Annotated in this window: 22 protein-coding genes and 1 pseudogene; 14 read left to right on the top strand and 9 right to left on the bottom strand. The window is 63.6% G+C overall.

Translation table 11 applies throughout. From position 1 onward, the window contains the following. The first annotated feature begins 772 nt into the window (after positions 1 to 772). The 3 genes and pseudogenes from AC3WJM_RS07130 to AC3WJM_RS07120 all read left to right on the top strand — a co-directional run. On the top strand, positions 773 to 1540 hold the full coding sequence (locus AC3WJM_RS07130; protein WP_492271489.1) for an EamA family transporter: 768 nt from the start codon (positions 773 to 775) through the stop codon (positions 1538 to 1540). After that, on the top strand, positions 1537 to 1779 hold the full coding sequence (locus AC3WJM_RS07125) for a hypothetical protein (RefSeq protein WP_332602813.1): 243 nt from the start codon (positions 1537 to 1539) through the stop codon (positions 1777 to 1779). Before AC3WJM_RS07130 ends, AC3WJM_RS07125 begins: the two co-directional genes overlap by 4 nt. After that, positions 1740 to 2747 (top strand): annotated as a pseudogene (locus tag AC3WJM_RS07120) (cysteine desulfurase family protein); the annotation flags it as partial. The gene AC3WJM_RS07125 and the pseudogene AC3WJM_RS07120, both read left to right, overlap by 40 nt. A gap of 287 nt (positions 2748 to 3034) precedes the next feature. Here AC3WJM_RS07120 and AC3WJM_RS07115 read toward each other — a convergent pair. From AC3WJM_RS07115 to mscL, 4 genes are all read right to left on the bottom strand, one after another. After that, positions 3035 to 3982 (bottom strand): proline dehydrogenase family protein, encoded by a 948-nt coding sequence (locus tag AC3WJM_RS07115; protein WP_492271488.1) that lies wholly within the window; start codon positions 3980 to 3982, stop codon positions 3035 to 3037. An 80-nt stretch (positions 3983 to 4062) separates the two neighbouring features. Then, on the bottom strand, positions 4063 to 4317 hold the full coding sequence (locus tag AC3WJM_RS07110; RefSeq protein ID WP_492271487.1) for a hypothetical protein: 255 nt from the start codon (positions 4315 to 4317) through the stop codon (positions 4063 to 4065). Between the two features lie 30 nt (positions 4318 to 4347). After that, a complete protein-coding gene (locus AC3WJM_RS07105; protein ID WP_059388783.1) occupies positions 4348 to 5211 on the bottom strand; it encodes an ACT domain-containing protein in 864 nt (287 codons plus the stop codon). 121 nt (positions 5212 to 5332) lie between these two features. Then, positions 5333 to 5764 carry a large conductance mechanosensitive channel protein MscL gene (gene mscL / locus AC3WJM_RS07100; protein WP_059388782.1) on the bottom strand — a complete coding sequence of 144 codons (432 nt, stop codon included), beginning with the start codon at positions 5762 to 5764 and terminating at the stop codon, positions 5333 to 5335. A 306-nt stretch (positions 5765 to 6070) separates the two neighbouring features. Here mscL and AC3WJM_RS07095 point away from each other — a divergent pair, with 306 nt between their 5' ends. The 5 genes from AC3WJM_RS07095 to AC3WJM_RS07075 all read left to right on the top strand — a co-directional run bounded on the left by AC3WJM_RS07095 (position 6071) and on the right by AC3WJM_RS07075 (position 10756). Then, positions 6071 to 7120, top strand: a complete 1050-nt coding sequence (locus tag AC3WJM_RS07095) for an FUSC family protein (protein ID WP_253257332.1) — start codon at positions 6071 to 6073, stop codon at positions 7118 to 7120. A gap of 93 nt (positions 7121 to 7213) precedes the next feature. Next, positions 7214 to 7984, top strand: coding sequence for a GAF and ANTAR domain-containing protein (locus AC3WJM_RS07090; RefSeq protein ID WP_284988978.1), 771 nt, complete (start codon positions 7214 to 7216; stop codon positions 7982 to 7984). A gap of 106 nt (positions 7985 to 8090) precedes the next feature. Next, complete coding sequence (locus tag AC3WJM_RS07085) at positions 8091 to 8654, top strand: hypothetical protein (RefSeq protein ID WP_059388779.1); 564 nt, start codon at positions 8091 to 8093, stop codon at positions 8652 to 8654. Between the two features lie 48 nt (positions 8655 to 8702). Then, a complete protein-coding gene (locus AC3WJM_RS07080) occupies positions 8703 to 9455 on the top strand; it encodes an IclR family transcriptional regulator (protein ID WP_492271493.1) in 753 nt (250 codons plus the stop codon). 113 nt (positions 9456 to 9568) lie between these two features. Continuing rightward, the gene (locus AC3WJM_RS07075) at positions 9569 to 10756 is read left to right on the top strand and encodes a 4-hydroxybenzoate 3-monooxygenase (protein WP_492271486.1); all 1188 of its coding nucleotides are present in this window, start codon (positions 9569 to 9571) and stop codon (positions 10754 to 10756) included. Between the two features lie 18 nt (positions 10757 to 10774). Here the strand turns inward: AC3WJM_RS07075 and AC3WJM_RS07070 are convergent, their stop codons facing one another. The 3 genes from AC3WJM_RS07070 to AC3WJM_RS07060 are packed head-to-tail and all read right to left on the bottom strand — an operon-like array spanning position 10775 to position 14214. Beyond that, complete coding sequence (locus AC3WJM_RS07070) at positions 10775 to 11722, bottom strand: aldose 1-epimerase family protein (RefSeq protein WP_492271485.1); 948 nt, start codon at positions 11720 to 11722, stop codon at positions 10775 to 10777. Then, the gene (locus AC3WJM_RS07065) at positions 11712 to 12959 is read right to left on the bottom strand and encodes an ROK family protein (protein WP_253257307.1); all 1248 of its coding nucleotides are present in this window, start codon (positions 12957 to 12959) and stop codon (positions 11712 to 11714) included. Before AC3WJM_RS07065 ends, AC3WJM_RS07070 begins: the two co-directional genes overlap by 11 nt. Next, positions 12949 to 14214, bottom strand: a complete 1266-nt coding sequence (locus AC3WJM_RS07060) for an FAD-binding protein (RefSeq protein ID WP_492271484.1) — start codon at positions 14212 to 14214, stop codon at positions 12949 to 12951. The genes AC3WJM_RS07065 and AC3WJM_RS07060 overlap by 11 nt, the downstream gene beginning before the upstream one ends. Positions 14215 to 14418: 204 nt before the next feature. Between AC3WJM_RS07060 and xylA the strand changes: the two genes are divergently transcribed. Genes xylA through AC3WJM_RS07045 form a run of 3 tightly spaced genes read left to right on the top strand, consistent with a single transcriptional unit; the run spans position 14419 to position 18176 of the window. Next, positions 14419 to 15609 carry a xylose isomerase gene (gene xylA / locus AC3WJM_RS07055; RefSeq protein WP_492271483.1) on the top strand — a complete coding sequence of 397 codons (1191 nt, stop codon included), beginning with the start codon at positions 14419 to 14421 and terminating at the stop codon, positions 15607 to 15609. 4 nt (positions 15610 to 15613) lie between these two features. Further along, positions 15614 to 17116 carry a xylulokinase gene (gene xylB, locus AC3WJM_RS07050; RefSeq protein ID WP_492271482.1) on the top strand — a complete coding sequence of 501 codons (1503 nt, stop codon included), beginning with the start codon at positions 15614 to 15616 and terminating at the stop codon, positions 17114 to 17116. After that, the gene (locus AC3WJM_RS07045; RefSeq protein ID WP_492271492.1) at positions 17100 to 18176 is read left to right on the top strand and encodes a Gfo/Idh/MocA family protein; all 1077 of its coding nucleotides are present in this window, start codon (positions 17100 to 17102) and stop codon (positions 18174 to 18176) included. The genes xylB and AC3WJM_RS07045 overlap by 17 nt, the downstream gene beginning before the upstream one ends. Before the next feature lie 100 nt (positions 18177 to 18276). Here AC3WJM_RS07045 and AC3WJM_RS07040 read toward each other — a convergent pair whose 3' ends face one another. Both AC3WJM_RS07040 and AC3WJM_RS07035 read right to left on the bottom strand, forming a co-directional pair. Continuing rightward, positions 18277 to 18537 carry a type II toxin-antitoxin system Phd/YefM family antitoxin gene (locus AC3WJM_RS07040; RefSeq protein ID WP_492271491.1) on the bottom strand — a complete coding sequence of 87 codons (261 nt, stop codon included), beginning with the start codon at positions 18535 to 18537 and terminating at the stop codon, positions 18277 to 18279. Positions 18538 to 18780: 243 nt separating this feature from the next. Further along, positions 18781 to 19860, bottom strand: coding sequence for a LacI family DNA-binding transcriptional regulator (locus AC3WJM_RS07035; RefSeq protein WP_492271481.1), 1080 nt, complete (start codon positions 19858 to 19860; stop codon positions 18781 to 18783). Between the two features lie 259 nt (positions 19861 to 20119). Between AC3WJM_RS07035 and AC3WJM_RS07030 the strand changes: the two genes are divergently transcribed. The 3 genes from AC3WJM_RS07030 to AC3WJM_RS07020 all read left to right on the top strand — a co-directional run bounded on the left by AC3WJM_RS07030 (position 20120) and on the right by AC3WJM_RS07020 (position 23297). Next, positions 20120 to 21079, top strand: a complete 960-nt coding sequence (locus tag AC3WJM_RS07030; RefSeq protein WP_492271480.1) for a carbohydrate ABC transporter permease — start codon at positions 20120 to 20122, stop codon at positions 21077 to 21079. Then, positions 21076 to 21897, top strand: a complete 822-nt coding sequence (locus tag AC3WJM_RS07025; protein ID WP_284751535.1) for a carbohydrate ABC transporter permease — start codon at positions 21076 to 21078, stop codon at positions 21895 to 21897. The genes AC3WJM_RS07030 and AC3WJM_RS07025 overlap by 4 nt, the downstream gene beginning before the upstream one ends. A gap of 122 nt (positions 21898 to 22019) precedes the next feature. Beyond that, entirely contained in the window at positions 22020 to 23297 is a 1278-nt protein-coding gene (locus tag AC3WJM_RS07020; protein WP_492271479.1) for an ABC transporter substrate-binding protein, read from the top strand. The last annotated feature ends 80 nt before the right edge of the window (positions 23298 to 23377 follow it).

Below are 23377 nucleotides of genomic sequence, written 5' to 3'. Positions count from 1 at the left end.
GGGTCGGGGAGGGCTCAGTTCGGGTTGAGGTCGGCGAGGAGGGTGGCTTGTTATTGAAACGCGGGTGCGCAGATGGGATACCGGAGGCGTGGAGGGGTTCACTCGCACCCGTTGCGCCTTCCTCGAGGTAGGCGTCGGACCTACGATGATCCCGACGGTCGGAGGATCCCCGTCCGGTTCAGGGCACTTGCTCGATTCGCCTTTCGGGGTCTGCCGGCCGGCGGAGGTCGACAAGGGGGACGATGCCATATCGGCTGGGGTGGTGTTTCACGTGGACAAGGCGCGTGTTAAGGGCCGGTCCCGCACGCAACCCTCAACTCGCGCTCATCCACGAACCCGGAAAACTTTGAAGGGTGGCGGCCCAAACAAAAAGGGGGGGGCCGGGCCCACAAGCCCCTGGGTACGCCGCCCCAACAGGGATAATCACTGCCAACCGCATCCGAACTTGTGTGTCACGTTGCTGTCACAAACTATTTGGCCCTGTCACAAGGTTTGTATGAGGATTTTCAGGCGCCGCATACAAGCGCAAATACACGACTCACTTCTGGATAATTGGGGATCCTCTCGTGAAAATAGCGCGTATACCTTCGGCGGAAAAGGCCAACGCTGGCTCCGCGTGTTTGCACCATGCCGACTCGGAACGGGTCAGCAATTGACTTTTCAAGCAAATAGGCCAGAGTCATCCCGACACAGGGCCGGCATTCTGGCGTCCGTAGCGAGCCTCTCGCTCCTTCAAATCGGTAACGCCGTCGCGGTCGGGTTGATTAGCTCGATGGGCGCCGCGAGTGCGACGGTTTTGCGAATCGGGATTGCCGCGATCCTGACTCTTCCAGTGATTTTCATGATGAAATCATCGAGTCGAGCGCCGGTCCGATTCATCCTCAAGTACGGGTTGGTGCTGGGGCTGATGCAGGTCACCTTCTACCGGGCGATATCCACCATTGATCTATCCCTGGCCGTCTCCATAGAGTTCACACTGCCTCTCGTTATCGGATGCATCCGGTCCCGCAACACCACGGCCCGGGTTGCTGCGGGGCTGGCGGTTGCCGGGCTCTTCATGATTCCGACCTATGGCGCGACGACTGCACTCGAAGGTCTGTTCTTTGCTGCGGCAACGGGACTGCTACTGACCGCATACATCCATGTCGGGACTTCCATTCCGCAGGCCAACCACCCGATGCTCACTCTTAGTAAGGGGCTATGGGTTGCCCTCCCCATTGCGCTGGCTGCCTTCATGGTGAACGCTCCGCCCGCTGTTCTATTCACTCCTGAATTGGCGCTCCATGCGCTCATTGTTTCCATATTGACCTTGCTGGCTCCGTTTGCGCTGGAGCTATTTGCAATGAAACGCCTTCGAGCTTTGGTATTCGCGCTCGTCGCTGCCCTTGACCCTGCGTTGGCTTCCACCGTAGGTGCCGTGGTTCTACATCAAAGCCTGGACTTTCGGCAGATGGCAGGTATCGCGATTCTCACGGTCTGCGCCGGCGTTGCCGTTTTTGCTGAATCATCAACTTCACAAGAGAAGGTCAGTGTGCAATGAAGACAGCACCCGCCATGGATATTGATCGACTTCTGGACGGCTTGGATTTGTCGGTTGAGGTTACCGGCGACACGCAAGCCCTGATCTCATGCGGATATTTCGATGCACCAACCGGGATCGATGATTTTTCGCGGAGTTCGATGATGGCAGGGCTCAGCCTTGGCACAGTCTTGGACGGCGCCAACACCGCGAACCTCACGGAATCGAAAAGGCCCGCCGCAGCATCTCTAGAGTGCTGAATTGCCGCCCGGGTGAGCTCTTCTTCACCTCCGGGGCGACGGAGTCCAACAACTGGGTAATCGCAACTGCAGCTGGGTCCAGCAGCAACCACATCATTACCTCTGTCATCGAGCACAAATCCGTCCTGGATGCCTGCCTCGCCTTTCAAAAGCGGGGCGGTGAAGTCACCTTTCTGCCCGTGGACGCACAAGGGATCGTCTCACCCAATGACATTGCCGACGCGATCAGGCCCAACACCAGCCTCGTGTCGATAATGCTGGCTAATAACGAGATCGGCACCATACAACCGGTCACGGACATCGCCGCCATCACTCGTGAGGCAGGGGTTCGGTTTCACTGCGACGCCACGCAAGCCATCGGCTATCTCGCTCCGGACTTCAAATCCCTGGGCCCAAACCTGATCAGCTTCTCAGGGCACAAAATTTACGGGCCCAAAGGCATCGGAGCCCTCTACATCGACAAGGAAACCCAGACGCTGCATGGGGGGTTCGAAAACATGTTGTTCGGCGGCGGCCAAGAGGGAGGGCGCCGGCCTGGGACGCAAAACATCACCGGCATCGTCGGATTCGCGGAAGCAATAAAAATTTCCAACGAGATCTCCGCCAGCGAAAAGCAAAGAGTTCTCGACCTGAGAAGCAGATTCTGGAACCAGTTGTCCAAGCGCATCCAAACGGTCACCGCCAACTCGCCGCTCGATGACGCTCTTCCGAATTGCCTGAATTTCAGGATTCCGGACATCGATTCGGTGGACCTGCTATCAGCCCTACCGAAAATAGCCATGTCGACTGGGTCCGCCTGCAACAGCAGCGACCAGAATCCCTCACATGTTCTCATGGCCATTGGCCTTGACGGCGCCATGGCCAGGTCCAGTATTCGCGTAGGATTCGGGCGCTTCACTACCACGGAGGAAATCGACGAGGCAGCAGGCATGATTGCGAAGGCTGTTCAGCGGCTCCAAAGTTCGTAGGCGCGAGCGTACTCAAGGCCGACACCGTCAAGATCTAGGAAGACGAGGCCGCGGACCGGGAACCTACCTCAGAGATCTGACAGTGGATATTAGCAGGCCGCACGCTAGGTCTGCCGGGTATTGCATGGGATACCGGGCAACCCGGCGCTGGGGCGTTGCTATGGCGACACACTAATGGCCTGCCGACGCGCTTCCTACCTCGCGACGCGGAAAATACCCTGCGACGCTGGAATACCCGTATCGCAGGGTATTTTCCGCGTCGCAGGGCAGCCGGGATCGGGGAGGGCTTAGCTCGGGTTGAGGTCGGCGAGAGCCGTCAGCGCACGCTCGGGATGTTCCGCGATGCGATTCAGGACGTACAACCACCATTCGCCACCGAAGATGACGTACTCACGGGTCCTGTACCCGTCCCTGTGGAGCCGATCGAGAAGTTCGGTCCCGAGTCCGAGGAGCATCTCGAATTCGATCGCGTCTGTCTTCAGTGCCTCGCCGTGCCTGGAGATGAGCGTGTTGACGAGCTCGTCGTCGTGGGTTGCGAGGGACAGGGAGTGGCCCGAGCGGATGAGCTGGCTCGCGAGGTCGAGGTAGGCAGCCGTCAGTTCGGCGCTGTTGCGAGGGTAGGCGACGGACTCGGGCTCGAGGAACGCGCCTTTGACCAAGCGAACGGTACCCGGGTGGAGAAGGACCCGCTCGAGGTCTCCGGGGGTGCGGTGCAGGCGGGCTTGGAGCGTGATGCCGACGCGGGGGATCTCTGCTGCGAGCTCGTCGTACAGGTCGAGGACCAAATCGGTCCGGTCGGAGCCTTCGGCCGAGATCATCAGTCCCGTTCCGTACGGTTCAGTTATCGCGGCGAGCTGGCGTACATGGTTGAGGGCCAGATCGCGGTCCACGAGTGCGCCGAGGTGGGAGAGGTCGAAAGAGATGGCGCCCGGCAGGCCGGACTTCCCGAGGGCAGCGCCCAGCTCAAGGAAGACCCCGGCTTCCGAGCGTGCGAGCTCGGCGTTGCGCACGCTCTCGCCGGCATACTCGATGCTGGCGGCATGCCCGCGCGCCACCGCCGCTGCGGCTACCTCGATGGCATCGGCGGTGGTGTCCCCGGCCGAGTATCGCGTTGCCACGCGCGAAGCCATTGTTGCCAAGGCTGGCGTGGACATGACGCGTTGCTTCAGGTCTTCATCCAAAGCCCACGCCCGGAGGGTATCGGCAGCACGCTCGAGATCAATCTTGGTAGTCACCCGACAAACTGTACCGGCGGAGTTTGTGGACGCCGGCGTCGGGTTCATGATGTGAAATCCGGATCGGCCCTCCGCCCTCGCTACTCCTCCGGGAAACACCACACGGAGATGCGTGCGCCGTCCGGATCCGCGGTGACGCGGAGCCGGAGTTCGCGGCCCATCAGGGCTTCATGCGCGTCCTCGCTTGCCAGCTGGTCCGCGAGTTTGCTGATGGCAACGGCCATCGCCCGGCCACAGTGCTGGGGCTCCCGGCTCGTGGCCACCGCCTCGGCGCTGGGCTGGCCGGGAACGGACACCCCTGCGGAATCCATCTCCCTCATGTCTATGGCGCTCATCCCGCCACCACCTTCCAGTTGTCGGCCGGTCTAGTCCCGGTCCTTGGCGTCGGCGCTCCGGGTGTGCGCCAGGATTTCCGCCAGCTCGGCAAGCCGATGTGCACGTGCCGATTCCGCCGGCGTGAACGGCTCGTCCGGTCGGGAGAACAGGAGCGGCCCGTGCCATGCGGTCGGAATCTTGAGGAGGGTTGTGGAGGGCCCGACGGCGGCGCCTGCCTCGGCGGCCGGCCCTTCGGGTTCAGGGGTGACGATTTTCGCCGACAGCAGTTCTGCTACCGCCAGCGGTAATTCGTCCGGGTTGTCGGCGATCCGGGCAGCCAGGCTCAGGGCCTTTGTCTGGCCGTCCGCCATGGCGAGTGCAGTGGTAGGCCACACGTGCGAATCCCGGCCACCGCCGTCGTCGAGCGCTGTCAGTAGCTCATGCTCGCCGAGGTGGCCCGGGGCAGACACCACGAATTCGTCCATGACGGCTCCATCCATGGGGTGGACATGGATGCTGAGGATGTTGATGTTCGTCCGGGCGAGCGAGTGGGTCATGCGTTGGAGGGAGCCTGGCTGGTCGCGGAGCACAGTCCTCGCCCGCCAAAGCGCCGGGGCCGAATGGAGCTTCCTGCGGTGGCGGAGGGCAGGTGCGTGGATCCAGCGCCGCAGGATCCTGGCCGCGGAGGGCTCGGCAACCCAAATCACCAGGACCGTTGCGGTCACGGTCAGGAGGAGCACCTTGGCCAGGTAAGGCAGTTGCGTTTCAACCACAATGGCGTGGACAAGAAGTTCGATGGGAAGCATCACCGCGATTTGGGCCACGGTGACCCTTGCCTTCGGAGCCTCGGGCATCTGCCCGCACACTTCGCAGGAGAGCTCAGCGGTAACGGAAGACCTCTTCTTCGGCTTCATGGCACTATCGTGCCCGAGCCCTGTTTCAGGCGGATTGCGCCTGCGTCACGATCTGGGGCGGTATTCATGGGGCCAGTTCGGCGCCGACCGGACGCGCCGAACTGGCCGTGATTCACGAAACCTAGCGGGCGTTCTCGTTGCTCTTGTTGGCAGCGGCGAGCTCGGTCAGGAGGTCGCGGATTTCAACAAGCAGGGCGGTATCAGCCGGCAGTGGCTCGTCCTCGGGCTCTTCGATGGAGGCGCGGCGCTTGGTCAGTTCGTTGATCTTGTTCATGGGCGCAACGAAGATGAAGTACACCACGGCGGCCGTGATCAGGAAAGTTACGAACGCGGTGATGACGGCGCCGAAGTTGACGAAGGTCTTCGCGTTGTCGGGCCAAATCGCGAAGCCGAGCCCCTGGGCGTTGACTCCGCCGGCGGCGGCGATGACCGGGTTGATGATGTTGGTGGTGAACGCTGCGACCAGGGCTGTGAACGCGGTGCCGATGACGACGGCGATGGACAACTCGATGATGTTGCCGCGAAGAACGAAGTCCTTGAAACCTTTGAGCATGGATTGACCTCCGGTGAATGGGTACAGGTGATGTGGCCGGAATAGCCCCGGCCCGGCTGGTAACAACCGACATGAGACTATCAATCGAAGACGTGCCGCCGTCTTACTTCGCTTCACGATCTACCATTCAACGGAAGGCGGTCCGGCTGCCTGGAGCCTCCCGGCGTAAGCTCTTAGCGGATGCCAGCGCCGCCGTCGTGGGCCCACGCCGCCAGGGTTCCCTGGCCGAGCTTGCGAGGCGAGGGTGGCGGTGGGGATTAGTTGAGCAGTTCGGCGCTCAAGAGAAGCAAAGAGGCAGGCAAGCCATTGAACGCCCTGGCAGAGATGTTCAGGATCGGTCCCGGCAACAAGGACCATCACCCGGCTGTGCGCTGCGCGGTGGGCGTCTTCCTGCCGTTGATCACCCTCGTGTTGTTCGGACGGCTGGACCTTGTGGTCTTCGCCAGCTTTGCGGCGTTCACGAATATCTACGGCCGTAACGAGCCCCACAGCCACCGTTTTCGAAGCCAGCTCCGTGCCGGTTCGTTGCTCCTCGGCATCATCCTGCTTGCCACCCTGACCGCCCGGGTTGGCCAGGGCTCGGACGCGTACCTGTGGATCCTCACGCTAGGCACCACATTGGTTGCCGCATTTTGCTCCGTGGTGACCGCGCTGTGGAGGCTTCGCCCGGCAGGTTCGCTCTTCCATATTTTCGCTTTCGCCGCGATCGCCTCCGTTCCCCAGCAGCCCCCGCTCTGGGAAGGGATGTTGGCGGCGGTTTTGACTGCCGTGTTGGCGTTGCTGATCGGAATGTCGGCGCGGGTAGTCCCGAGCCACCGGACACCATGGAAGCGACCGGCTGCGGACCGGTTGCTGCCCCAGGAAATCCGGGCAGCTTGGCTGGAAGGCCTGGGCTACTTCGTGGCTGCCGGGCTAGCCGGAACGCTTGCTACTTTGGTTGGGCAGTGGCTCGGATTCGGACACGGCTATTGGGCCATGGTGGCGGCAGTAGTTCCCCTGGTTGGGCGCAGTACCCGGCATCGGGTGCAACGGGGAATCCAGAGGATCGTGGGGACATTGCTCGGTTTGCTGGTGTTGGCCGGAATCCTCTGGCTCGGCCCGGCGCCATGGCAGATGGTGTTGGTGATTGCCGCATGCCAGTTCGGAGCAGAGCTCTTCATTACGCGCCAATATCTCGTGGCGCAGATATTCGTCACACCGCTCGCGCTCATTTCCACTTTGCTGGTTGCCAACGTTCCGCCCGCGCTCCTGCTGCGGGACCGCATTGTGGAGACCGTGATCGGGGCCGCCGTCGGCGTCGCGGTGGTATTGGCGCCTGCGGCATGGTCCCGGGTCAGGGAACTCACTTCCGGCTAGGCGTTTCCCAATTGGCGACCGTGTGGGACCTTATGTAAAGGGACTTATTGTTTCCACATGCCCCAATCAGCATATTCACCGGGAGAACGCGCCATGCTTCCTGCAGATAACACTTTGACCACCATCGACCGAATCCAGAACCTGATCCTGGAGAGTGCCGACTTCGAGGAATTCCTCAACGAGCTGGCGCGGTTTTCTGCCCACCAGATGGCGGGCGACGGCGATGACGCGCTCTGTGGGATCACGCTGCTGCGCGAGCGGAAGGCACTCACGATTGGTTGGAGCAGTGATGCGGCCCGCGAAGTGGACGAGATCCAGTATTCCTTGGCCCAGGGGCCATGTTTGACGGCTGCCGAAGAGGAAAGGGAAGTCCACGTCCCGGATCTTCTTGAAGAGAACCGCTGGGGTCCCGACTATGCGAGTGCCGTTGCGTCGCACGGACTGAGGTCGGTGTTGTCGTTGCCCTTCAATCTGGAGGGAGAGGCCAAAGCAGCGCTCAACCTGTACTCCGAGGCCCCGTACAAGTTCGACGAACGGGCTGCTGATCGGGCCCGCGGATATACCCGTGAGGTGTCGCAGGCCTTGCGTCTCGCTATCAGGTTCGCCCTCCATGCAGACAGCGCAAAGAATCTCCGGGCGGCCATGGAGTCCCGCACAGTGATCGATATCGCCGTTGGAATTGTCATGGCACAGAGCCGCTGCAGCCAGGAGGACGCTGTCCGGATCCTCACGGAGGCCTCGAGCAATCGCAACGTGAAATTGCGCGATATCGCCACGTCCTTGGTGGACTCCGTTGACGCAGCGGGCACCCTGACCCACTTCGAAGAGCCCGCCCAGGAGCCGGGCCGCAGCCGGGCCGGGTGAGGCGGGCCCGCTCGTCGGTCGACTCGCGGGGTGTACAACGAGGGTTCCGGAGGATAGGCTTCTTGAGGTTGAGCCGTCGGCCATAGACGCCTCTTTTGGAGTACCTATGGACCGTAGATTGCACGCCCTTGTAAAATTTGATGTTTCCACCGACGCTGTCGAGATCGACGTGCGGGGGAGCCTGAATCAGGACTCCCGCTCCGCGCTGGTTCACATTGTTCGCCGGATTCGCCGAATGGGCATCACCTCCCACATCAGAGTCGGCTTTTCGCACGCCGCGATTGTCGAATCGCAGGCACTAGCGGGACTCCGCAACGACCTCAATGCGATCGACGGCGGAGCCACCGAAGTTGGCCTGCCCACCGGATCCGGCGTTTCCCTGGAATTCACGGACAAGCCTGCCAGTCCCGGTTTCGGGGCCGCGGCGGGAACGAAATCGATTGAAATCACCGGCGAATTCGCAGCCTCAATCGACGCGGCGGGACTCCAACCGCTGGACAAATGCTCCGATGAAGAACTTCTTGCTGCCAGCGATTTCGCGTTTGGCCTGCTGGACCAGCCCGGTACATCCGCCTCGCCGGTAGTGCTGGCGCACTACGACGCGATCGGCTTGGAGATTTCGCGCCGGGAAACCAAGCATGCCCCTGCGGATCCCGCTGAACCGCAGTAAACTTGAGCCCACCATTGAATGGAATCCGTGGGAAATGGGGAAAGCGCAGTGGCCAACTCGGCATCCGGTGATTCCGTCGTGGACCGCATCGTCCGGATCATCGAAGCATTCCCCGAAGGATCCACGTCACTGCGTCTTTCCGAACTCGCGGAGACTGCCGGCTTGCCGCTCACGAGTGCCCATCGCCTGGTCCGGCAGCTCGCCGACCACGGTCTCCTGGATCTGGCTGCCGGCGGAGATGTCCGCCTGGGCCTGCGGTTATGGGAACTCGTCAACCGGAATTCACCCACCTTGGCCCTCCGGCAAGCGGCCCTGCCGTTCATGGAGGATATCCAGCAGGTCCTGAACCAGAACGTGAACCTTGCCGTGCTCGATGGTTGGGAAGCGTTGTTCGTGGAGCGGCTGTCCCGCCGGGGATCCGTGGCCAACCGCGCCCGCGTTGCCGGCCGGATGCCCGTTCACATTTCTTCGGCCGGGCTGGCGTTAATGGCCAGCCAGCCGCGGGAAAAGCAGGCCGAGTACCTCAAACAGTTCAGCGACCCGGCCGGAAAGGTGACGGCCGACGTCGTCCGTCACCTTTTGGCTGAAACCGCCCAGCAGGGGTACGCGCAGCTCGCGGGCGTCGTGGATCCGGACACTTGGGGAATCGCGGTGCCGGTCGCGGACGGCAAGCGGCGCACGGTGGCGGCGCTCGGCGTCGTGGTTCCCCTCGCCGAAATGCGCGTGCAGGCGTTGGTGCCGGTGCTGCAGACGGCGGCCCGCGGAATCAGGCGCCAGCTCGGGGAGCAGCGGAACACTTAAGGGCTTTCCGTTGAACGGAATTCGTCTAACGCCGACGATGCGGCGGGGGTCACACTGATCAGCAGAACCACCGCGGCCCTTAGGCGCGGTTCCGCAATGAAGCGAGGAACACCATGGCACGCAAGATCATTACCACCCAGGTGGCCATCATGGGCGCCGGCCCGGCCGGCCTCATGCTTTCCCACCTGCTGGCAAAATCGGGGATCGAGTCCACCGTCATCGAGGTCCGCAGCCATCAGGAGATCGCCGAAACGGTCCGTGCGGGCATCCTGGAACACGGCTCCGTGAACCTGCTCGTGGACAGCGGGGTTTCGGACCGCGTGCTGCGCGACGGCGACAGGCACGACGGGATCGAACTGCGCTTCAACGGCGAAAGCCACCGGATCGACTTCAAGGGGCTCGTGGGGGAATCAGTCTGGCTGTACCCGCAGACGGACGTTTTCCTCGACCTTGCAGCACGGCGCAAGGACGACGGCGGCGACGTCCGGTACAGCGTCACGGACACCACCGTCCATGACCTCGAAGGCAGGCCGAAAGTCTGGTTCACCGACGCCGAGGGCCAGGAATTCGAGATCCAGGCGGACTTCCTGGTGGGTGCCGATGGTTCCCGAAGCCACTGCCGCTTCCAGATCCCGGAGGCGAACCGCAAGTGGTACTTCCACGAATACCCCTTCGCCTGGTTCGGCATCCTCGCCCAGGCCCCGCGCAGCTCGGACGAACTGATCTACGCCAACTCCGCGAACGGCTTCGCCCTGATCAGCCAGCGCACCGAGAACGTGCAGCGCATGTACTTCCAGTGCGACCCCAAAGAAAACGTGGCCGACTGGGACGACGAGCGCATCTGGTCCGAATTCCGCAAACGCGTCAACGGGAACGGCTTTGAGCTCAAGGAGGGCCCGGTCCTGGAGAAGATGGTCCTGCCGTTCCGCAGCTTCGTCCACACTCCGATGCGCCACGGGAACCTGTTCCTGGCCGGCGACGCCGCCCACACCGTCCCCCCGACCGGTGCCAAGGGCCTCAATTTGGCACTGCACGACGTCAAAGTGCTCTTCGAAGGCCTGGAGTCCTTCTACTCGAACGGTTCCAACGGCCTGCTCGAGTCCTACAGCGACCGCGCCCTGGAACGCGTCTGGAAAGCCCAGCACTTCTCCTACTGGATGACGTCCATGTTGCACACCGTTCCCGGTTCGGACGATTTCGGCCGGGCCCGCCAGCTCGGCGAGCTCCACTCCGTGGTCTCGTCCCGGCACGCCCGTGCCTACCTTGCGGAGTCGTACACGGGGTGGCCGACGGGGAAGTAGCCGGCGACGCGCGGCTGGCTACTCGCGCGTCGTCACGTACCGGATGCCCCAGCTGGGCTCCCAGGCCTCCCCGGGTTCCAGCCAGCGCAGGCCTTCGCCACTGTTGAAGGCATCGGCGGGCGCAGTCATCGGTTCAACCGCGACGGCGGTCACCATACCGCCGTCGGTGGCGAAGTCCGTGGTGGTGAAGGCCTGGACGTAGCCGAAGGAGGCATCCATGAACATTTGGACTTGGCTGCCGTCGGGCGCTTCGAGGTAGTGCACCGAGCTTCCGTCGTCCTCGCGGTGGACATCGCTCCAGGCGTCGTCGAGGTCAACTGAACCAACCAGCTGGCCTGTGCGGAAGTCGTTCGTGGTTCCGGCGACGTCCGTGGTGATTCCGCTGGGGTTCAGGCGTTCGTCCACCTCGATGTGGGTAGCGGCGTTGATATAGAGCGTGAGTTCGTCCGTCGGCACGCTGCCCAGCCGGAGGAAAGGATGGGCGCCGAGCGCGACGGGCGCGGACCGGTGGCCCGTGTTTTCCAGGCGGTGGGTGACAAGCAGCCCGTCCTCCACGAGTTGATAACGGACCGACGTCGACAGCTCGAAGGGGTACCCAGCTTGCGGCGAGATGCCGGCGTCGAGCGTAATGCTGTCAGCGGTCCGGGCACTGACCCCGTATGGAGTGTGCGTCAGCAATCCATGCAAAGCATTGCCGTTGTCCGGCTCGGTGATGTCGAGTTGTTGGGTGACGCCGTCGTCGCTCCATGTGCCGCCAGCCACCCGGTTGGGCCACGGGACCAGGACCCAGCCCGCGCACCACGGCGGTTGGGCATCGGCGGGATAGTCCTGGACCAGGGCCACGCCGTCGACGGCGAGCTCCCGCAGGCTGGCGGCGATTTCCGTGACGACGGCGCGCTGGATGCGGCCGCCGATGCTGGCCGTGAGTTCGAAATGTTCGCCCATGGGCGAATTGTCAGTAGACATAGTCGACCTTACTAAGAGGAAGCGCAGCTAAGGCGCCGGCCGGATCCGCGAGGAACTGTGCGAAGGCCAGTTCCGCGGCTCCGATCATCATGAGATCCGAGCCGAGGGCGGCCCGGTAGATCTTTACCTGGCCAGCCGGTCCGTCCATCGCCTGGGATCGCAGCGAGCTGTCCAATGTCCCGGGAGACAGGGCGTGCAAGACGCCGAGAAAGCCATCCAGGACGATCGCTTCAGGGTTGAAAATGTTCACCGCATTCCGCAAGGCGATGCCAAGATACTCAAGCTGGCGTGCCACTTCGGCGCCCACCGCTTCGCTGCTGTTCCGGCGAAGCGCTTGCTCGAGTTCACCCGCATCCCCACCGCCGATCCCGGCCAGTTCAAAAAGCGAGGACTGCGAGACTTCGGTCTCGAGGCAGCCTGCGGCCCCGCAATGGCAAGGTTTGCCGGTCGAGCGGACAAAGGTATGTCCAAGTTCCCCGGCGTAGCCGGATGTCCCGCGAAGCAATTCCCCGTCAGCGATGATTCCGCCGCCGATGCCGCTGGCGCCACCGTTGAGGAAGATCAGGTTCCTTTGGCCCGCGCCGGCGCCGAAAAGGAGTTCACCCTCGGCGCCGAGCGATGCGTCGTTGGCCGCGTGGCAGGGGTATCCGGTAGCTTCGCCGAGCATTCGGGCTATGGGTTCATCGCGCCAGCCCAGATGCGGGGCGTGCCGGACCACGCCGTCGCCCCGGTTGACGAGCCCGGGCACTGCGATGCCCACGCCCATGACCTGGTACGACGTGTCGAGCTCCGACCGCATTCCCTCGATGACGGCCGCCGCGATGTTCACGGCTTCTTTGGCCGTCGGGATCCGCTCGGTGTCGAAACGGATCTTCTTCTGGACCTTCCCCCCGAGGCCCACAAGACCGATGGTGACAGCATCGATCTCCGGGTTGACCGCAAGGGCAGCTATGGACGGCCGGGGATGGACGATCGGGCTGGGCCTGCCCACCTGCGCTTCGCCGGAGGGCGCCGTCTCATACACCACTTCCAAGTTCACGAGTTGCCCTATCAACGCCCCTACCGTGGACCGGTTCAGGCCTGTCCGCTTGGTCAGCTGGGCACGACTGAGTACACCGTTGTGGTGGACAAGGGAGGTCAGCAGCGCCAGGTTGTTTCGCCGTGACGGATCGGGCTCGCTGGCGGTGACGGGATTTCGGGTGGGGGAGGGCATCATCGCGACAATATCAGCTCCCAAACACCGTTCGGTCCAGGAAGTCGTTGCGGAACTTTCCGGACGGATCGAGGCGTTCAGCCAGGGCGATGAAGTCGTTGAAGCGAGGGTACAAGGGCGCGACGGCGGCAGCACCGGCGTCGAACAGCTTGCCCCAGTGCGGCCTCGCCGCGAACGGAGCCAGTTCCGCCTCAAGCAGCGGCAGGATGGCTTCGACGGCCGGCTGGTCCTGGCGCCACGTGAAGTGCAAGCCGATGCCGTCGCGGCCGTAGTTGGCGCTCAGCCAGAGCTGGTCGGCGGCCACCGTGCGGATTTCGCCAACCAGCAGCAGGGGAGTCACGACGTCGGAGAGCCGGCGCATGGTGCGGAGGGCGTCCACGGCGTGTTCACGGGGGATGAGGTACTCGCTCTGCAACTCGTCGCCTTGGCTCGGTGTGAATTCCATCCTGAAATGGGCCAGCCGATCGGACCACGGCCCGGCCATGCCGAGCTGCTGCGTGCAGTTGCTGCCTGACACGCCGGGAAGTGGGTGCCGGGCTTCTGTTGCCGGGGTGCCGCCGAAGAAATCCGACGTTTCCGGGTCCGCATCGCAGCTGCGCCTCTTGAGCCACGCCTGGCCCACCGTCTCTCCGCTCCAATCGGTGAACAGGCTGACGCTATACGCGGAGGAGGTTATCTGGTCGAAGTTTTCCAGGACGAGGTCCCAGTTGAGGTTTTCGAACACGCGCTGGGCGACGTCAAAGGTTGGCTGGATGTCCAGGGTCAATTTGGTGACGATGCCGAGTGCGCCGAGTCCCACCACCATTCCGTCGAAATCCTCGTCGCCGCGGCCCACGCTGAGAATGCTGCCGTCCGCCGTGACCAGCTCAAGGCCCGCGACGGCGCTGGCAAGGTTGCCGTTGGCATCACCGGAGCCGTGCGTGGCGGTGGAGACAGCTCCTGCCACCGAAATGTGGGGGAGCGAGGCGAGGTTGTGAAGGGCGAAGCCTTGGCGCTGGAGTTCTGCCGCCAGGGTCCCGTACCGCGTGCCACCGCTCACGGTGACGGTCATGTTCGCCGCATCCACGCTGATGCCCGGATCCAGCTGGTCCAGCACCACGAGGGTACCGGCCGTGTCCGCAATGGAGTTGAAGGAATGCCTGGAGCCAAGCGCACGGACCTTCTGCCCGCCTGCCACGAGACCTTGCAGTTCCTCCACGCTGGCGGGATGCGCGAGTTGCGGTGCCTGGTAGCTGTAGTTTCCTGCCCAGTTGCGTTCCGCCACCAGCTGATCAGTCACGGTTGAATCCTTCGTTCGAGGGCTCGACGGCCTTATTTGATGTCCACAACAACATAACGGCTGGATGGCCCATGCGCCAGATATTTTCCGGACTTTTCCTTGAGGTGCTGAAAAAACTTTGTTGGCTTCACGTGGTTGACATCACAGGAATTCATAATATGTTGGATAGCGAAACAAACCCCTTTCGACTACCCGGAGCACTCAATGACGATTCAGCCCACCCGTGAAGACAAGTTCTCGTTCGGTCTTTGGACCGTCGGTTGGGAGGCGCAGGACCAGTTCGGTTCGGCCACCCGCCCTCCCCTGGACACCGTGGAAGCCGTCAACCGACTCAGCGATCTTGGCGCCTACGGCATCACTTTCCACGACAATGACCTGTTCCCCTTCGGCTGCTCGGCTGCCGATCGCCAGCGCGAAATCGACCGCTTGCAGGGTGCGCTCAAAGCCACGGGGATGATCGTTCCCATGGTCACCACCAACCTGTTCAGCCACCCCGTCTTCAAGGACGGCGGTTTCACGAGCAACGATCGCGGCGTCCGCCGCTTCGCCCTGCGCAAGGTGCTGGACAACATCGATCTCGCCGCAGAACTCGGCGCCGAAACGTTCGTCATGTGGGGCGGCCGCGAAGGCAGCGAATACGACGCCGCCAAGGACATCCGCGGCGCGCTGGAACGCTATCGCGAGGCCGTGAACCTGTTGGGCGACTACGTCACGGACAAGGGGTACAACATCCGCTTCGCGATTGAACCGAAGCCGAACGAACCCCGCGGCGACATCCTGCTCCCCACCCTGGGCCACGCCCTAGCCTTCATCGAAACCCTGGAACGCCCGGAGCTCGTGGGCATCAACCCCGAGACCGGCCACGAGCAGATGGCGGGCCTGAACTTCACGCACGGCATCGCCCAGGCCCTGTACCAGGGCAAGCTCTTCCACATCGACCTCAACGGCCAGCGCAGCATCAAGTTCGACCAGGACCTGGTGTTCGGCCACGGTGACCTGCAGAACGCTTTCTCCTTGGTTGACTTGCTCGAAAACGGCGGTCCCGACGGCGGCCCCGCCTACGACGGTCCGCGCCACTTCGACTACAAGCCCAGCCGCACCGAGGACATCGACGGCGTGTGGGACTCTGCGGCCGCGAACATGCAGACCTACCTGCTGCTCAAGGAGCGGGCCAAGGCATTCCGCGCCGACCCCGAGGTCCAGGAAGCCCTCCAGGCGTCCCGCGTGGCACAAATCAACGAACCCACCCTGAACCCGGGCGAAGGTTACGAGCAGTTGCGTGCGGACAAGTCCGCTTACGAGGACTTCGACGCCGATGCCTACTTCGGCGGCAAGGGCTTTGGGTTCGTGAAGCTCCAGCAGCTCTTCATCGAGCACCTCCTCGGAGCGCGCTGACCTCATGACACTGGTTGCCGGGGTTGATTCCTCTACCCAAAGCTGCAAAGTGGTGGTCTTGGACGCGGAAAGCGGTGCGCTCGTGCGTGCGGGCCGCGCGAGCCACCCGGATGGAGCGGAAGTCCATCCGGACGAGTGGTGGCGGGCGCTGTCCGAAGCGTTCGGCGACGCCGGCGGCCTGGCCGATGTCAGCGCACTGTCCGTAGGGGGCCAGCAGCACGGGATGGTGCTGCTGGACCTCGAGGGCAATGTGGTGCGGCCGGCGCTGCTGTGGAATGACACTCGCTCGGCCGGCTCGGCGGAAGATCTCACCGCCGAAGTGGGGGCGGAGGACTTCGCCCGGCGGACCGGCCTGGTTCCGGTGGCTTCGTTCACGATCACGAAAATCCGCTGGATTAGGGACCACGAACCCGAAAGCATGGCTCGGGTGGCCGCCGTCGCGCTCCCCCACGACTGGCTCACGTGGCGTCTCCGCGGTTACGGTCCGGCGGGCTCCAGCCCGCTGGGGCCGGACCTGGACGAACTCACCACTGACCGTTCGGACGCCAGCGGCACCGGCTATTGGAGCCCGCTGACCGGACGCTACGATCTGGACTTGTTCAAACTGGCGTTCGGCCAGGACGCCCGGGAAGCCTCGGGCGGGACGACGACGGCGGCGCCCGGCGTCGTCGTTCTTCCCCGGGTGCTAGGTCCGGGCGAAACCGCGGGCCGCGTGCACCCGGCGTGTTTCGGGGGCCCTGGCGCAAGCGAAGCGTTGGGCGGCGGGATCCTGCTCGGCGTCGGGGCGGGGGACAATGCCGCCGCCGCGCTTGGGCTCGGAGCCAAACCCGGCGACGTCGTCGTGTCCGTGGGCACCAGCGGCACCGTGTTCGCCGTCGACTCTTCACCCGGACATGATGCGAGCGGGACCGTGGCGGGCTTCGCCGATGCGAGCGGCGAGTATTTGCCCATCGCAGTGACCTTGAACGCCGCCCGCGTGCTCAGCTCGGTAGCCGCGGTGCTCGACGTCGACTTCGACGGGCTGTCCAGGCTCGCCCTTGAAGCCGAGCCTGGCTCAGGAGGCGTGGTGCTGGTGCCGTATTTCGAAGGGGAACGGACTCCCAACCTGCCGTACGCGAAGGCCAGCTTCCACGGCCTCAGCATTGCCTCCACCACCCGGCCGAATATCGCCCGGGCGGCCATCGAAGGCATGCTGTGCGGACTCGCCGGAGGGCTGGATGCGTTGCGTGACCAGGGTGTCCGTGCGGAACGGTTGCAGTTGATCGGGGGCGCGGTACAGAATCCTGCCGTGCAACGGATAGCGGCTCAGGTATTCGACCTGCCTGTCGTGATTCCGAGCCCGGGCGAATACGTTGCCCGCGGTGCAGCCGTGCAGGCGGCGTGGGCGCTCGCAGGCTACCGCCCGGATTGGCCCGTGGCCCTCGACGCCACACCCGAGCCGGACTTCCGGGATTCGATCGGGCAGAACTACAGGAAGGTCAGTGCCCGCGTTGACGCCGGCAACTGAATCGCTGCTCATCAGGACACCGCTTCTTGATTCCCTGAACCAGGATCCGGTGCCCGCATCGGGCAGTCCCGTCCGGTGGGGAGTCATTTCCACCGGACGGATCGCCTCCACGGTCGTCAGCGACCTCGCGCTCCTTCCCGACGCCGTTTTGCAGTCCGTCAGTTCCCGGACCCAGGAAAACGCGGACGCGTTTGCTTCCGAGCACGGCTTCCAGAGCGCCTACGGCGACGACGGCGGGCTTCCGGGGTACCAGCGGCTCCTCCAGGATCCCGCGGTGGACGTCGTGTATGTGGCAACCCCTCACACGAGTCATTTCTCGGCGGCGAAGGCGGCCCTCGAAGCGGGGAAGCACGTGTTGTGCGAGAAGCCGCTGACCATCAACGCCCGTGAAGCAGAGGTCCTGGTTCGGCTGGCCCGGGAGAAAAGCCTGTTCCTGATGGAAGCAGTGTGGACCCGGTTCCTGCCCAGCGTGCAACGGGCGGCGGAAATCATCGCATCCGGCGAACTCGGTGAGATCCGGTGGCTGCAAGCTGACCTCGGGTTTCCGGCGCCGTACAATCCAGAATCCCGGCTGTGGAGGCGCGACGACGGGGGAGGCGCCCTGATGGACGTTGGTGTCTATCCCCTGACATGGGCGCTGATCAGCCTAGGACGCCCGGAATCGTTGACGGCCACGGCGCATCTGACTGACGGCGGAGTGGATTCCGAGACCGCACTGACACTGTCCTATCCTTCCGGGGCGCAGGTCCAGGCCATGACCTCCTTGACCTCGGCCACCCCCCAAACGGCCACCGTATGCGGCACGAAGGGGATGCTCCGATCCAACGCACCGCTGTTCAATCCGACGGAGTTGACCATCATCTCCAGCTCCGGCGAGCAACGGCAGGAGAAATTCACCCCGGTCGGCCATGGCTACACCTACCAGTTGCGCGAAGTGATTCGTTGCCTGCAACTGGGCCTGCTTGAGAGCCCCACGATGCCGTTGGCGGATACCCTGACCACCATGTCCCTGCTGGATGAAGCACGCAGGCAAGCGGGAATCAGCTACCCGGGGGACTAGGGGCAGGGCAGCACCTCGGCAAGTGACCAGCGCAGCACGGCCCGGTCCATCTTTCGGGCGGTCTTGTCGAAGTCTGCAGAGGTGTTCAGGCTCCACTGGCTCAAATGCCAAGCTCTTTCCTCAGCTCACCGGCCGGGCGTGAGGGCCGACCGGCCTCAATCCAGGCCGTGACTGCGGCGATGTCCTGAGCCGTCTCGTACGCCTCCAGCGCCTCTGCATCGCCAACGCTGATCACGACGGCGGCCAAGCGGCCATTGCGGGTCACGCCGATGCGCTCTCCGCCGTAGCTCACCCGCCCCACCACGTCAGCCAGGTGGTTTCGGAGCTCCCGGGTGCTTACTTCACTGGTCACGGTTTCCATAGAAACCATGACACTCCCCGCAGTGTACCTAGTTACCATTGTGTACACATGTGGATCCCGCGCACACCAGAAGCCGTTGGATAACGGTTGTGCCGTTCCTTTGGGTCTCGAGGGTGCGTCCGGAGAACCTTGGTGTAGGCAAGGTAGCCGGAAGCGGAATCCTACTCCTCGGTGCCCGTCACTTCTGTCGACACGCGACCGCAGAGGCAAGTGCCACGAACCCCGCGGCGCGGCTTGGCCCGCTTAGGCTTCCAGCGGCAGCCTGCCGTCTTCTTCCGGAAGGTGGTTTGCGCCATGTCCCAGGGTGCTCTCGCGGAGGAGGAGGCGGGGCTTGAGCGTCAGGATGCGGTGTTCGTGGTCGGGATTCCGGATCTCGTCGAGGAGGAGATTTATTGCTTCCGCGCCCATCCTGTGCCCGTCCTGGGCGACCGTGGACATGGAGATCGCGACTTCGGTGGCGAAATGGTTGTTGTCGTAGCCGATGACGGCCACGTCTTCGGGCACGCGCAGGCCTCTTGCCATGAGCTCGTGGATGATCCCCGCAGCGATGCGGTCTGAGGGCGAAAGGATTCCGTCCGGCACGCGATCCGCGGGCCGACCCGTCACTTCTGCCGCGATCTTGCGCCCTTCATCGCTTTTGAGGCGACGGGAGGGGATGATCTCCAGGGTGACATTGCCTGCCTCCGCTACAGCCCGAAGGGCGCCGTTGCGTCGCTCCTTGACGGCGTGGAACTCCTCGGGACCGCCGGCGAACAACAGGCGGCGCCGGCCGAGTTCAATGAGGTGCCGCGCGGCCATATAGCCGCCGTGTTCCTCGTCCGAGAGGACCGCACAGCAGTCCTGGCGGCCGCCGGCGTAGTTGACCAGGACGATCCTGCGCCCGTGCCGGCGGACCCGGTCGACACCTTCGAGGCTTGCGTTCAGGGGCGTGAACAGGATGCCCGCCACCCGTGCCTCATCGAAGATGTCCAGGTACGACTCCTGGCGCTTGAAGTCGACGTCGCTGTTGGCCAGCAGGAGGGCATGGCCCGAGGCGCGGGCCTCGTCTTCGGCGCCTCTGGCAATGTCGACGAAGAGTGAGTTGTCGATATCGGTGAGGACTAGGCCGACCGTACTGCTACTGCCGGCCGCGAGCGAGCGGGCTGCACTGTTCGGGACGAAGCCCAACTGCTCCACTGCGGCGAGGACTTTCTGGAGCGAACGCGCCGACACCTTCTCCGGCTTATTCAACGCATGCGAGACGGTCCCAAGCGATACTCCGGCTAGGCGCGCAACGTCCTGCATGCTGGGGGCCCGGCCCCCGTCTGCGGTCTGGCTAGTCACGCGGTTCGTTCCTCGATCCTAAAGCGCTTCATTCGCGGCTTCAAGCAAGAATAGAAGGCCGCACGCACAGGGTCAAGCCGACAGTCCCCGGCGGAGCAGGGATTAAATCGTTTCAAAAGCTATTGACGCACATCACATCCACCCCCTAATCTGATTCCAGATGAAGCGCTTCAATTTTGGCAAAGTTTCTACTCGATGGAGAGATTCCCGTGATTCGATGGATCAGCACTCCGGTGCCGGCATTGCTTGGAGGGACGCGATGAGCCCGGCAGAGAGCCAATCGCTGGCCGTGGCCGAGGCTGCCTCGCCGGTTCCGCCCGTCAGCCGCCGTCCCCGGAAGTTCACCGCCCGGCGCATCGGTACGGTGCCGTGGTGGTTTGTGGTTCCCGCCCTCGCCTTCTTCCTGTTCATTGTCCTGTGGCCGAGCGTGCAAGGCGCCGCCTTCGCGTTCACCAACTGGGACGGGCTCTCGGCTACCAAGGACTTCGTGGGCCTGGCCCAGTTCGAGCGCCTTTTCAAAGACCCGGGCGGCGTTGGCGCCGTAGTCCACACGCTCCTGATCGCAGTGGCGATCACCGTGGTGCAGAACCTCATCGGCCTCTTGCTGGCCCTGGGCGTGCACACCAAGATCAAGAGCCGCAACATCCTCCGCGTGGCCCTTTTTACGCCGGCAGTGATTACCCCTGTGGCCACCGGCTACCTGTGGAAGTACCTCATGACCCCCGACGGGGCGATCAATCAGCTCCTGGGTTTCTTCGGTCTCGGCGCCCTGCAGCACGACTGGCTGGGGGATGCCGACATCGCCCTATGGTCCATCGTCGCGACCGTGGTCTGGCAATTTGCCGGCTACTCCATGGTGATTTTCCTGGCAGGCCTGCAGGGAGTCCCCGAGGATGTCCTTGAGGCATCAAGGATCGACGGAGCAGGCCCGTTCCGCCGGTTCTGGTACGTGGTCCGCCCCGAGCTGGCTCCGGCGATCACGATCAACCTGATGCTCTCAATCATCGGTGGCCTGAAACTGTTCGACCAGGTCTGGGTCATGACTTCCGGCGGCCCCGGAACCTCGACCGACACAATGTCCACCTTGATCTACAAGAACGCGTTCCAGTTCGGCGACTTCAGCTACGGCATCGCCATGGCCCTGGTCCTGACCGCCTTCGTCGCGATCCTCTCCACCGCTCAATACAAGCTCCTCGGCAAGCAGGGAGGCACCAAGTGAACCGCTACACCTGGCGGACGTTCATTCTCGAGGCCGTCATGGTCCTGGTCGGCGTCCTCTTCTTCCTCCCCGTCTACATCCTGGTCAACCTGGCCCTGAAGACGCCGGACGACCAGTCCTCCCCTTTGGCGCCGGTCACCAACATCACGTTCCAGAACTTCTCCGACGCGTGGAGCCAGGCCAACCTGGGCCAGGCCCTGCTGACCAGCGCCTTCGTCACCGTATTCAGCGTGCTGATCATCGTGGCCATCTCGGCACTGGCCGCCTACCCCCTGGCCCGCGTGACGAAGAGATGGTCGAAATGGCTGTTCTTCGTCTTCATGCTGGGGCTGCTCCTGCCCTTCCAGCTTGCCCTCATCCCGCTCTACACGACCATCCGGGACTTGGGCCTGCTCGGCAACCCGATATCGCTGGTCCTGTACTACGCCGGTTTGCAGGTCCCGTTCTCGGTCTTCCTCTACACCGGCTTCATCCGGGCGGTTCCCCTCGACTATGAGGAGGCCGCCGCGATCGACGGGGCCGGCCCGCTGCGGAGCTTCTTCTCGGTGATCTTCCCGTTAGTGCGTCCCATCACCGGCACGGTCATCATCCTGAACGTCCTCCACGTCTGGAACGACTTCCTGACCCCCTTGCTGTACCTAAGTGGCAGCAACCAGCAGACCGTGCCGGTCGCCCTGTTCTCGTTCGTCAGTCAGTACGTCTCGCAGTGGAACCTGGTCTTCGCCGGCCTGGTCATCACCATTGCACCGATCCTCATCGCCTACTTCGCGATGCAGAACACCATCATCAAGGGCTTCGCCAGCGGTCTCAAAGGCTAGGCCCCGCACGCGAGCTGCGTGGCGCCGTCGACCTCCATGCCCCTACTAACTTCCACACCAGTACCAACTTTCACGCCCGTAATAAGCAGCGCCCTGGCTGCAGTTCAAAGGAGAGCAACACAATGCACAAGAAGAGCCTTCTGGCCCTCTCGGTCGCCGTCGCCGCGGCCCTCGGCCTCACCGCCTGCAGCGGAGGCAGTTCCAGCGCCGGTGCCGGCGCAGGGGACGGAAAGACCCTGACCCTCGCAGCCACGACCAACGAAAAGCCCGCCCTCGACGCCGTCGTGGCGAAGTTCAAGGAGCAGAACCCGGGCGTGGACGTGAAGTACACGACGTCGGCGCTGGACCAGTACCAGACCACCACCCGCACCCAGCTCTCCTCGGGAACCGCCCCGGATGTCGTCTTCGTCTGGCCGGGGGACGGCAACCCGATGGCCACCCGCGTGGTCGGCAAAGCCGGTTTCCTGGAAGACCTCTCCAGCCAGTCCTGGGCGAACAGCTTCCCCGCCGGGATCAAGCCGGTGACCCAATACAACGGCAAGACCTACAGCGCCTCTGTCACGTTCTCGGGCATCGGCGCGGTCTACAACATGACCGCCATGACCCAGGCGGGCCTGACTCCGCCGACCACCTGGAGCGGACTGCTGCAGTTCTGCTCCGCCGCGAAGGCAAAGGGTAAGACGGCTTTCGAACTGGGTGCGCAGACCAACTGGGTCACCCAGCTCATCCCGTACGCCCTGACCCCCACCCTCGTCTACGGTCCGAACCCGAACTTCCCCCAGGACATGACCGATAAGAAGGCCACTTTCAGCGACTCGAAGTGGACCGACGCGCTCAACAAGTACGTCGAGATGCAGAAGGCCGGCTGCTTCCAGGCCAATCCCCTCGGCACTGACTACAACGCCAGCCTTGCCGCGGTCGCCAAGGGCGACGCGCTCAGCGTGGTCCAGGTGAACTCGGCTGTGGCCGCGATCAGCACCCAGGCGCCAAAGGGGACCGAGTTGAACATGCTTCCGGTGCCTGCCAGCGACAATGCTGCCGATACGCGCATGGCCGGCGCCGCAGGATCGACCTACGGGGTGAACGCGCACGCGAAAAACAAGGATCTCGCGATCAAGTTCGTCAACTTCCTCGAGAGCCCCGAGGGCATGAACCTCTACGCGCAGACCAACAAGGCCCTGCCGGCGGTCCCGAACGATGCGTTCACGGTTGACCCGGCCCTGAGCACGCTGCAGCAATACCAGAAGGGCGGCAAGACGGACGCGTTCATGGACCAGAACTGGCCCAACGCCCGAGTCCAGCAGACCCTCTTCCAGGTAGTGCAGGATCTCCTCGCTGGAAAGACGGACGCTCATGGGGCCCTTAAGCAAATGGACACGGCTTACACCTCTGGCTCCTAGCCGCTCCCGGCCCACCACGCGGGCCATAACCCGATCACCTTGCAGTGGCGGTCCTTAGGGCCGCCACTGCACCCACACGC

Source organism: Arthrobacter sp. FW306-1B-G06A (assembly GCF_058781765.1).
This window is presented reverse-complemented; position numbering and strand designations above follow the sequence as displayed.